The 10,723-nt window shown below is 69.3% G+C and carries 11 protein-coding genes and 1 pseudogene; 4 read left to right on the top strand and 8 right to left on the bottom strand.

What is annotated here, in order from left to right; translation table 11 throughout:
* Positions 1-79: 79 nt before the first annotated feature.
* Positions 80-1,594 (bottom strand): flavin-containing monooxygenase, encoded by a 1,515-nt coding sequence (locus Q664_RS22775; protein ID WP_235216834.1) that lies wholly within the window; start codon positions 1,592-1,594, stop codon positions 80-82.
* A gap of 132 nt (positions 1,595-1,726) precedes the next feature.
* Positions 1,727-2,689 (bottom strand): ketopantoate reductase family protein, encoded by a 963-nt coding sequence (locus Q664_RS22780; protein ID WP_043399383.1) that lies wholly within the window; start codon positions 2,687-2,689, stop codon positions 1,727-1,729.
* A gap of 194 nt (positions 2,690-2,883) precedes the next feature.
* Here Q664_RS22780 and Q664_RS22785 point away from each other — a divergent pair, with 194 nt between their 5' ends.
* A complete protein-coding gene (locus tag Q664_RS22785; protein ID WP_043399387.1) occupies positions 2,884-3,192 on the top strand; it encodes a hypothetical protein in 309 nt (102 codons plus the stop codon).
* A 21-nt stretch (positions 3,193-3,213) separates the two neighbouring features.
* Here Q664_RS22785 and Q664_RS22790 read toward each other — a convergent pair whose 3' ends face one another.
* From Q664_RS22790 to Q664_RS63115, 4 genes and pseudogenes are all read right to left on the bottom strand, one after another.
* Positions 3,214-4,245, bottom strand: a complete 1,032-nt coding sequence (locus Q664_RS22790) for an ABC transporter substrate-binding protein (RefSeq protein ID WP_043399389.1) — start codon at positions 4,243-4,245, stop codon at positions 3,214-3,216.
* Between the two features lie 62 nt (positions 4,246-4,307).
* Positions 4,308-5,042 (bottom strand): ABC transporter permease, encoded by a 735-nt coding sequence (locus tag Q664_RS22795; protein WP_235216835.1) that lies wholly within the window; start codon positions 5,040-5,042, stop codon positions 4,308-4,310.
* A complete protein-coding gene (locus tag Q664_RS63110; RefSeq protein ID WP_425117445.1) occupies positions 4,948-5,910 on the bottom strand; it encodes an ABC transporter ATP-binding protein in 963 nt (320 codons plus the stop codon). The genes Q664_RS22795 and Q664_RS63110 overlap by 95 nt, the downstream gene beginning before the upstream one ends.
* A 168-nt stretch (positions 5,911-6,078) precedes the next feature.
* A pseudogene (locus tag Q664_RS63115) lies at positions 6,079-6,633 on the bottom strand (cysteine dioxygenase); the annotation flags it as partial.
* A 538-nt stretch (positions 6,634-7,171) separates the two neighbouring features.
* On the opposite strand from Q664_RS63115, the gene Q664_RS22805 reads away from it, so the two are divergent.
* The 3 genes from Q664_RS22805 to Q664_RS22815 all read left to right on the top strand — a co-directional run bounded on the left by Q664_RS22805 (position 7,172) and on the right by Q664_RS22815 (position 9,406).
* Positions 7,172-8,101: an alpha/beta hydrolase gene (locus Q664_RS22805; RefSeq protein ID WP_043399397.1), complete on the top strand. Its 930-nt coding sequence runs from the start codon at positions 7,172-7,174 to the stop codon at positions 8,099-8,101.
* Positions 8,102-8,235: 134 nt separating this feature from the next.
* Complete coding sequence (locus tag Q664_RS22810) at positions 8,236-8,754, top strand: RNA polymerase sigma factor (RefSeq protein WP_043399401.1); 519 nt, start codon at positions 8,236-8,238, stop codon at positions 8,752-8,754.
* Positions 8,755-8,758: 4 nt separating this feature from the next.
* Positions 8,759-9,406, top strand: coding sequence for a cupin domain-containing protein (locus Q664_RS22815; protein WP_043399406.1), 648 nt, complete (start codon positions 8,759-8,761; stop codon positions 9,404-9,406).
* Between the two features lie 35 nt (positions 9,407-9,441).
* Here Q664_RS22815 and Q664_RS22820 read toward each other — a convergent pair whose 3' ends face one another.
* Both Q664_RS22820 and Q664_RS22825 read right to left on the bottom strand, forming a co-directional pair.
* Entirely contained in the window at positions 9,442-9,993 is a 552-nt protein-coding gene (locus Q664_RS22820) for a DUF2378 family protein (protein WP_043399408.1), read from the bottom strand.
* A gap of 204 nt (positions 9,994-10,197) precedes the next feature.
* Positions 10,198-10,723, bottom strand: a 526-nt coding sequence (locus Q664_RS22825; RefSeq protein ID WP_326938729.1) for an ankyrin repeat domain-containing protein, incomplete at its 5' end; no start/stop codon positions are given.

The following is a 10,723-nucleotide window of genomic DNA, read 5'->3' on the forward strand; positions in this document are numbered from 1 at the left end:
CGCGCGCGCGCGCGCGCGCGCGCGCGCGCGCGCGCGNGNGNGNGGGGNCGTCCCTCGTGTTGTCCAGGGGTGAAGACCCTCACCCTGACCCTCTCCCAGAGGGAGAGGGGACATGCACGGCTTCGTAATGTGCGAGCCGTGGCCCGCGGGTCTGGCGGCGGTAGCGGAACGTGAAGCCGGGCCAGTTGTTCGTGTTCCTGCCCCCGGCGGTCTTGTACCAACTGGAGCAGCCGGCGGCCCACACGGAGCGCTCGAGGCTCCGTTGCAGCCGGGCGTTGAAGTCCCGCTGCGCGTCCGGGCGCACGTCGAGGAAGCGCAGGTTGCGCTCGCGCAGCACGCGCAGACACGCGAGCACGTAGCGCACCTGGCTCTCCAGCATGAAGACGATGGAGTTGTGGCCGAGGTTGGTGTTGGGGCCGTAGAGCAGGAAGAGGTTGGGGAATCCGGAGACGGTGAGTCCCAGGTAGGCCTCGGCCCCCTCGCGCCAGGCCGCGTTGAGCTCCCGGCCGCCACGGCCCGTGATGCGCATGGGCGCCAGGAAGTCCGTTGCCTGGAAGCCGGTGCCGTGGATGAGGGCATCCACCTCGCGCTCCTTCCCATCCACGGTGATGAGGCCGTGGCGGGTCACCTCGCGGATGCCCTCGGTGACGACCTCCACGTTGGGCCGGGTGAGTGCGGGGTAGTAGTCGTTGGAGAGCAGGACGCGCTTGCAGCCAATGGGGTCGGTGGGCGTGAGGACCTGGCGCAGCCGCGGATCCGGCACGGAGCGCTCCAGGTGTCTGTGGAAGCGGCGCTCGAGAATCCCACGCACCCAGGCGGGGCCCTCGAAGACGAGGACGCGCGACTCGTGTTGCCAGTACGTCCACCACCGGCTGCCCAGCTGCGACGCGGGGAGCCGGGAGAAGAGCGCCCGCTCGAGCCACCCATAGGCGCGGTCCGGCTTGGGCAGGACGTAGGGGGCGGAGCGCTGGTACAGGAAGAGCTGCTTCACCCGTGGAGCAATCCGGGGCACGAACTGGATGGCGCTGGCCCCGGTCCCGATGACCGCCACCGTCCTGCCCTCGAGCGGGTAGCCGTGGTCCCACCGGGCCGAGTGGAATTGCCTGCCCTCGAAACGCTCCAGCCCCGGGAGCCTGGGCAGGGCGGGGCGGTTGAGCTGCCCGCAGGCCGACACCAGCACCCGGGCCTCGAGCGTGCGTCCATCCGCGATGTGGATGCGCCAGAGGCCTGCGGCCTCGTCGAACTCCGCGCCGGTGACCTCGGTGTTCACGTGGAGATGACGGCGGAGGCCGTATTTGCCGGCGCAGTGGCGCAGGTAGTCGAGGATCTCCACCTGGGGCGCGAAGTGCCGGGACCAGTCCGTCTTGCGTTCGAAGGAGAAGGAGTACAGATGCGAGGGCACGTCGCAGGCGGCGCCCGGGTACGCGTTGTCGCGCCAGCAGCCTCCGACCTCGTGCTCCTTCTCGAGCAGGACGAAGTCCTCGATGCCCGTGTGCCGGAGCCGGATGGCCATGCACAGGCCTCCGAATCCACTCCCGATGATGGCGACCTCCACCCTCCGGGGGAGTGGAGTCAGCGGGTCTTCTCGCGTCACGGCATGCTCCTCGACGTCGGAGGTCATCCTGACACGGTTTTCCGGTGGCTCCATTCCAAGGGCCCCGATTTTCCGAGACGTCACGTTGACGGCGAGTGCTGGTCAGGTCAACCCGTGGTGGCCCCTTCCCGCTCAGCGCGACGCGGCCTGGAGGTGCTCGACGGGCAACCCCGCGCTCCTGCCCAGGTCCACGTATGTCTTCATCATCAAGCGCGTCTGCTCTCCCACCTTGGTGAAGTGGACCTTCAGGTACGTCTCCAGGTCGAAGGGCGTGAGCCCGGCCGCGACGGGCAGGAGCAGCTTGAACAGCGCGGGGCGCAGCAGCGGCAGCACGGCGGAGGCGCTCGTCTTCGTGTGCGAGGCCGCGACCTGGACCGCTTCGCGCGCGGCCGGGAGGACGCGCTCCAGCGAGTCGTGTTGGAGGAAGCGCTCGAAGCTCCAGCCCGCCGCTTCCAGGCCATTCACGAAGACGGTCAGCACCGCCGAGGGAATCGCCACGTTGCGCGCCACGTCCTGGCTGGCCCGGGCCGGATACCCGCCGGCTCGCAGCGTGCGGATGACCCGCTGGAGGCGCTCCGGAGGGCCGCTGAAAGGGCCTCGGGTCATCGGGGGCATCCAGAACGCCGTGCCCGGCTTTGGAAAGCGCTCTCCAGGCTTCAGCGGCGCGTGGAAGCTGATGAAGGGAATCATGCCGGAGACGAGCCGCTCCCCAGGAATCCATTGCAGCAGCCAGTCGCGGTCATCGAGCGACGGCTGGAGCATGACCCAGGTGGCATCTCCCGTGGCCCGGGCGAGCTCGCTCACCCAGTTTCCGGCCCGCAGCGCCGTGGAGGAGACGCAGAGCCAGACCTGATCCCACCGCCGCGCCGAGAGCTCCTCGTTCGAGACGTGGACGCCAAAGCCGGAGAACGTCACCGGCTCGGGGTCCTTCTCGAGCATGCCGAGCTCGTAGAGGGTGAAACCGCGCCTCGCTTCGTCCGCGTACTTCTCCTTCACGAGGAAGGAGAGCTCGCAGTCCGCCGCCTGGAGATACTTCCCGAACACCTGGCCAACGGCTCCCGCACCGACCAGCAGCACCCGAGGGGTCTCGCTCATGGCGTGACTCCTACCATCTCGGCCGGGCGATGGAGGAGCATGTCGTCCACCTGCGGCGCGTGGGCGACAGCCCCGCCTGACGGGGTCCATGAGGAAGGTGCATCCACCGGGAGACGGGGTTCGCATTCCTTCAAGCGGCCGAGCTGCCCTTTTCCTATCTTCTTCGTGGCGGTCACGAACGAGGTCGACGAGACATGTCGAGCAAGAAACCGGTCGGCGGGACGCTTGCGATTGAAGTCGAGATGCGCGCCGAGGCGGCCGCGAGCATCAAGGCCCTCGGACAGCGGATTGAGCGGCAGCTCACCGAGTTGCAGCAGCTCGGGCAGCAGGTGCGGGCCATGGCGCCGAGCCCGGCACGTGACAAGAAGCTGGCCGAGTATGACGAGAAGCGGCGCGATGCCGAGTACCGCAAGTGGACGCTCATCGTGCAGCGCGAGGCGATGGGGCTCTTCAACCACGACGACGTGGAGGAGATCTACCGCGTCCCCCCCAAGCTGAGCTGAGCGCGCCCGGTTTCGCCGCCGTCAGGGCCCCGCGTCCCGCTGCGCGGGCGGGCCCTGGGCGCCCATCACTTCGCGCAGGAGTGTGTCATCCACCATGCCCGACAGGTCCGAGCTGGAGATGAAGCCGAGCTGACGCGCGTGCTCGGCGGCCTGCCGCAACGAGCCCGGTTCCACCTCCAGCGCGGGCTGTAGCCGGGAGAAGGCGTCCTTCAGCACGGGCTCGGAGATGGGGTGCCCGGTCACCTTGCCGAAGGCCTCGTTGACGCGCGAGGTGAAGACGTCGGGCTGCTGCTGCCACTGGCGCGTGAGCTCCACGTGGGCGCGCAGCAATTGTTTGATCTGCTCGGGCCGCTCCTCGAGTGTCTTCTGGGTGGTGACGAGCACCGTGGTGTGGAAGCGCCGCTCCGGCCACAGGTCGCGCTCGTCCACGAGGATGTGGCCGCCACCCTCGGCGATCATCCGGGCGCCCCACGGCTCGGGCACCCAGGCCCCTTCGATCTTCCCGTTGATGAAGAGGCCGAGGATGCCCGGGTTGGACAGCGGGGTGACGGTGACGTCCTGCCCCACCTTCATGTCCTGCTGGCCCAGCCAGTGCCGCAGCGCGATGTCCTGCGTGTTGCCGAGCTGGGGAGTGCCCAGCGTCTTGCCCTCGAGCTCGGCCGGGGTGCGCGCCATCTTCGTCACCAGCACCGCGCCGTTGTCTGCCGCCGCGGCGATGACGCGCAGCTCCCGCCCGCCCTTGAGGAAGGTGTTGATGGCGGGCCCGGTGCCCACGTACGAGACGTCCAGCGAGCCGGAGCTGAGCGCCTCCATGGCGGCCGGTCCGGCGTTGAACATCTTCATCTCGATGCCGGGGATGGCCTGCTGGAAGGCGCCCGAGGCATTGCCCACCAGGGCCTGGCCGTGGGTGATGTTGGGAAAGAAGCCCATGCGCAGCGGCCGTTGCTCCTTCACGCCCTGTTTCGCCGAGCCCTCCCCCGACTGCTCCTTCTTGCACCCGCTCGCCGCCAGACACAGGGCGGTGAGACCCACCAGGAGGAACCCGAAACGCATATGCCACCGAGGGTGGGGCGGGCCGGGGCCCGCCGCACATGGACCGGGGTACGAGGCTTCTGTCAGGCCGCTGTCAGTCCCCAGCGTCGGCGCACGCGCAGCTCCACCGTCTGGAAGAGGACGCGGTCGATGAGGGTGCCCACGGCGATGATGCACACCATCACCGCCATCACCTGGGGAATCTCCATCAGCTCGCGGCCCATGGTGAGCAACTGGCCCAGGCCGCCGGACACGTAGAGCAGCTCGCCGGCCATGAGGGCCCTCCAGGCGAAGCTCCACCCCAGCTTGAGCCCGGTGACGATGCCGGGCAGGGCCGCGGGCAGCAGCACGCCCCCGTAGAAGCGCGCCCCGCGGATGCCGTACGTGGAGGACACGCGCAACAGCAGCGGATCCACGCCCATGATGCCGTCCTCCACCGCGATGGCGATGGCCAGCACCGAGCCCATCACCACCACGAAGATGATGGACGTCTCGGTGAGGCCGAACCACAGCAGCGCCAGGGGCAGCCAGCAGATGGAGGGGAGCGCCTGCAGGCCCACCACCAGCGGACGCAGCAGCCGCCGCAGGAACTTCACCCGTCCCAGGAGGACGCCCAGCGGCACGCCGATGAACACGGAGAGCCCGTAGCCCTTCGCGAGCCGTCCCAGCGAGCGCGTGATGCCGTCCCACAACCGGCCATCGCGCGCCATGGCGATGAGGCTCTCAGTGACGGCCCTCGGGCCCGGGAACAGGTGATGCGGCCATGGGCCGAACCGGGCCAGCAGCTCCCAGACCGCGAGGAGTCCCGCGAGGAACAGCAGCTTCTGTCCCAGGTGCCACGCCTTCATGGTGTGTTCCTCGTTCTTCCCGGGCGCCGGTACCGGGTGTGCTCATGGACTCGCTCTCGCGGAGCATGGAGCGGATCTGCCGCGCCAGCCCCGCCAGTGCCACGTCATCGGGGCCCCGGGGCATGGGCAGCCGCACCTCGAGGTCCCTCAGGATGCGGCCGGGCCGCGGTGCCATCACCACCACCCGGTTGGCCAACACCAGCGCCTCCGTCACGTCATGGGTGACGAAGACGATCGTCTTGTGCGTCTCCATCCAGACGCGCTGCAGCAGCTCGTGCATGTGCAGGCGCGTCTGCGCGTCCAGCGAGCCGAAGGGCTCGTCCATCAGCAGCACCGGCGAGTCCACCGCCAGCGCCCGGGCGAGCGCCGTGCGCATCTTCATTCCGCCCGACAGCTCGTGCGGCAGCGCGTCCTCGAAGCCGTCCAGTTGCACGTACCGGATGAAGCGGCGCGCACGCTCGGCGCGTTGGGCCCGGGACAGGCCCCGGGCGGCGAGCACGAACTCGATGTTCTGCCGCACCGACAGCCAGGGGAAGAGCGCCGACTCCTGGAACATGAGCAGCCGGTCCGGCCCCGGTCCGGTGATGGGCTTGCCGTCGATGCGCACCTGCCCGCCGGTGGGGGAAATCTGTCCCGCCAGCGCGTACAGCAGGGTGGACTTGCCACAGCCCGAGGGCCCCAGCAGGCACACGAACTCGCCCGAGCGGATGTTGAGGTTGACGTCCTGGAGCGCCACCACCTTGTTGGCGTATTTGTGCTCCACGCGCTTGACGGCGATCTTCGCCGACTCCTCGCCGACGAGGGCGGGGACGAGCGTGTCCTTGACGGTCTCCTTCACCTCGCGGACGCGCCGGAAGAGCGAGCTCCAGACGCGGGTGAGGAGTCCAGGGCGTGGTGCGGCCTTCGGCGGGGGAGCGGGCTGGGTGTTCGGGTCGGCGAGGCGCATCACACGGTCGTAACGGAGTTTGCGCAGCTCGCAACTGGAGCGGCGGGGTTCGTAGATGAGGCAGTGGTCGATGGGGCGGGAATACACATGCAACGAAATGGCGAAGCCGCTGCGTGCGCCGGTGCGCACCGAGTGGAGCTCCGCCGCGGGGCCGCGGTGATCCATGGCGCCGGGCAGCAGCGTGCGGCGGGGCCCCATGCGCTCGACGAGCGCGTAGCCGGGCTCCTGGCCGCCCGCCACCAGGCGGTAGTCGGCGACCTCGAGCTCGCCCGCGATGGTCATCAGGAAACACTCCTGGCCGTCGTGCCCGTGGACGGGGGCGCGGGCGTTGCGGCCCCAGCCCAGCACGAGCACCTCCAGGTCCTCGTCCCGGTACACCAGCGTGCGGGTGTAGCGTCCCTCCAGAAGGAGGGCGAAGGGCTCCACGGCGCGCCGGTGCAACTGTCCCTGCCGGAGCACCGCCTCGATGGCCTGGAGCCCGCCCCGGGTATTGGCCTCGCGGAGGCGGAGGATGAACTGCCTCAGGGAGAGGGCGCGGGGAGGAACGGAGGCGTCGGGCTCAGGTGCGAGAGCAGCGTCCATCGCCTGCCATCCGGTCGGTGGGCTGCGTTCCATTGTTGCTCTCCTTCCGTCCTTTCATCGGACCTCAGGACGGGTAGGGCTCGATGAAGGTGGGGATGACACCTCGCACAGCCAAGGTGGGGGCGTGCCGCCGGGGAGGGGCCCGGTTCGGGCCTGGGAGAGGAGGGGCGATTGCCTGCCTGGCAGCACTTCTCTCCAGGTGTTCCGTGCCTCACTCGGGGAAGCGCTGATTCATCGAGGAATCTGCCGTTGCCGCCAGCGCAGCGGGCGAGGCGAAGGGAAGGAGCAGGGCCAGGACAAGTGCGCGTTGAGTGGCGGGCCTCCCGCGATACACGCTCACGTAATCATGGCCCCCTGCGTGGGAGGTCATCCCGAAGCACCCGACGCGCGAAGAGCCGACCCATGACCCCGGTCCCCTCATTCTCACGGACTGAGAGCATGGGGCAGGCCCGGTGTCCAGACCGCTGATCCACCCGTCCGCCGGGAAAAGTGCGGGGGATACGCAACTTCCACAGGGCTCCATGGGAGAATGGATCAACGGATTTCACCCAAAGACTACGTAGGAGCCCCCATGACCTCGATCAACCGCAACCAGCCGTCCCCCTTGGGCCGCCCGACCGTCGAGAAGGCCCAGCCGACCACGACCCCGGCGGTCAACACCGTGAAGGCCGACTCCGCCAAGGTGACCAGGCAGGCCGGAGACACCTTCGAGGCGGGTCCCGCTCGCCAGGTCTCGGCGAGCCTGCTGGGTGGCAGCAAGCCCAAGGACAAGGTCTATGACGGCCAGTTCGTGGGCGCCGGTGGCCAGACCTTCCCGCCCGGCACGTCGCTGAAGGACATCCCCGGCGTCACCCCCCGCAACAACCCCAACCCCGACAAGACCGTCATCTACGTCAACGGCATCATGACGGACAAGGCCGGGCAGTCCAGCGACCTCCAGGCCATCGCCGACAAGACCAACGCCAAGGCCATCGGCATCCACAACTCCACCGAGGGCTTCATCTCCGACCTGGCCCAGTGCGTGAAGGACAAGCTGGACAAGGGCACCAACCCGGCCGTGGACACGCTCGCCGACACCGTCTACTCGGAGCTCAAGGCCGGCCGCGAAGTGCACCTCATGGGCTACAGCCAGGGCGGTCTCATCACCAGCCGCGCGCTCAAGGACGTCTACAACCGGCTGCGCATCGAAGATGGGTTGTCCAAGGCGGACACCGAGAAGGTGATGAGCAAGCTGAACGTGGAGACCTTCGGCGCGGCCGCGGCCACCTACCCGGATGGTCCCAAGTACGTGCACTACATCAACAACCGCGACGCGGTCCCCACCCTCACCGGCCTGGGTGGCAGCGTGGATCCGCTCGCCTTCGCCAAGAAGGCCGGCAAGGACGCGGTCATCCACCGCTTCGGCGATGGCGGCATCAACCTCCTCAAGAACCACAGCCTCCAGGAGACCTACCTGAATCACCGCGTGCCCTTCGAGCAGGCGCGCGCCAATCAGTTCTAGGTCCAGGCGGCCACTGACGACGGGTTGCCCGTCCCCCGGGGGAGGCGCTGACGAGCGTCCTCCCCTTTTTCATGCGCTCATCCATCCGCACCTTTTCCGCGTAGGCCCTCTGGAGAGGACCTGGTGGGGGAGCCATGGAGGAGGATGGGGCGCTCCTCGGCGCCATCGCCCGGGGCAGCAAGGCGGCCTTCCAGTCCTTCTACGAGCGGCACGCGGGCCGGCTGCTGGGCTACGTGCTGCGCGTGACGAGGGATCGCTCGCTCGCCGAGGATGTGGTGCAGGAGGTCTTCACGGCCATCTGGCAGAAGGCCTCCAGCTACCAGGCCGAGCAGGGCACTCCCCTGGCGTGGATGTACCGGATCGCCCGCAACAAGCTGGTGGACCGGTGGCGGCGTGGGCCGCCAGGAGTGGCGTGGGCCTCGGAGGCGGAGCGGCCGGTGCTGGCGCTCGTGCAGGCGGACCCCGAGTTGTCGATGAGCCTGGAACGGGCCCTGGAGGGACTCAGCCCGGAGCAGCGCCAGGCGGTCGAGTTGGCGGTGCTCGGCGGCTACACCCATGAGGAGGCCGCGACGGAGCTCTCCGTCCCGCTGGGCACCTTGAAGTCCCGCATCCGGATGGCCTTGCGACACATGCGGGCCCTGCTGACGGAGTGAAGCGATGATGCCCGTGAACCATCCCCCCTCCGAGCGGTTGCTGGCGTACGCCACGGGCGCCGCGGACGTGCCCCTGCGCCTGCTGTTGGAGACGCACCTGTCCTTCTGTCCCGCCTGCTCGCGCGAGGTGGGGCGGCTCACCGCGCCCGGCGGCACGCTGCTCGAGGCCGTGCCCGAGGAGCCCGTGCCGGCGGGGCTCTTCGAGCGCATCTGGGCGGAGGCCTCCCGGCACGAGCCGCCGCGGCCGGTGGAGGGCGTACCGCTGCCGGCGTCGGTGCTGGCGGAGCTGCCACCGGCGGAGGCGTGGCGCTGGCACCCGGTGCCGGGCAGTGGCAGCCGGACGGCGCGCCTGGTGCGCGAGGCACCGGGCGGGTGTGGGCTCTTCCTGGTGCAGATGAAGCCCGGCGCCCGCTTCCCGAGGCACGCGCACCGGGGGGGAGAGGAGGGAATGGTGCTGGCCGGAGGCGTCTGGGACCGGGGCCGCTTCCTGGAGGTGGGTGACTGGGACAGCGCACCGGCGGGCTCCAGCCACGAGCTGCGCGCGGACGAGAAGGAAGGCTGCTGGGCGCTGATCCGCGAGGAGTGCGAGGACGTGAAGCTGACGGGCTGGAGGGGCGTGTTGCAGCGGGCCGCCTCACTCCTGTCTCACTGAGTGCCCCCTCGCGTGTCCCCTCGCGCCGCGCTGCCTCAGTGCCACTGGACGCGGTAGGTGCACCCACCGCCCTCGGCGCGCGCGGGGTGCACATGGGGCTCACGGGCTCCGGAGGCCCCGAGCGCCGCCTCGATGATGCCCTGGTAGTACGAGGGCATGCCGAGCGTCTCGTTGATGTGGACCTCGTACGTGGTGGGTGCCAGCTCCTTGAGCTGCATCTGCACGTAGTTGTCGGCGTTGCGGAAGTTGTGGTTCATCCGCATGAGCAGCCGGCGGGGCCCGAGGGCGCGTCCCAGCGCCAGCATGCCGCGGCCGAGCACCGTCTCGCTCACGTCGGTCACCATCTTCTGGCCGAGCCGGCGGTAGGCCTCCTCGTGCTGCAGGTCGGGGAAGAGGTCCCGGACGACGATGTCGAGGGAGGGGCGCCAGACGGACGCCGGGTAGAAGGGGAGCGGCTGCCGGTCGAGGTGGAGTCCCATGTGCCCGAGTGCCGCCCGGGCCGCGAGGGAGAGTCTCCCGTGCAGCGCTATCTGGAAGAGGCCGTGAAAGGTGTTACCGAACACCACACGCTCATCCATCATCATCATGCATGACCCCCTATGGCGAGAGCCCCCACATGGGGGCTGCGTGGCACCTCGCGACCCACAGGGCCGCACCGAACAGCACCCATGGTGACATGGAAGGCGGTGACCCGCCCGAAACCCACCCGGGAAAATGTTGAGTGCTGAGCGGAGGGGGTGTTGAAAACCCAACAAAGGGGGCGAATTCCAGAAAAGCCTGTGGCGGGAGATTCAGGACTTCTTGGAGTTCCTCTCCGCGCGGTGCAGGCGCTCGAGGCGCTCGGTGGGGTTGGAGTCGCCGAGCTTGTTGGAGACGTAGGCGCTGGCGGAGGCGAGCTTGCGGCGGAAGTCGTCGGGGGGCGGAGTCGGGGCGCGCGGGAGGTTGTTGAGGAAGTCGGTGCCCACCCTCAGGAGGGTGCGGGCCATGGTCTGCTCGTCCTCGGAGGCGTGGGGATAGAGGAGGGCGGCGACGCGGGGGTGCTCATGGGCGGCGGCCTTGAGGAGGGCGGACTCGCCCAGGCGGTCGGTGAGGGAGGGGTCGGCGCCACCGGCGAGCAGGGTGCGCACGAGCTCCTCATGACCGTTCTCGGCGGCGAGGATGAGTGGGGTACGGCCTTCGGAGTCGAAGGGATTGGGGTCGGCGCCACCGGCGAGCAGCGCCTCCACCCGGGCCAGGTCACCAGCGGCCACGGCATCGAAGAGGGACATGGCCAGAAGCATGGCACCGCGTTCCGCCAACTCCAATCGAAGGCCTCTC

Origin of the sequence: Archangium violaceum Cb vi76, from assembly GCF_000733295.1 — a bacterium.
GTDB lineage: Bacteria > Myxococcota > Myxococcia > Myxococcales > Myxococcaceae > Archangium > Archangium violaceum.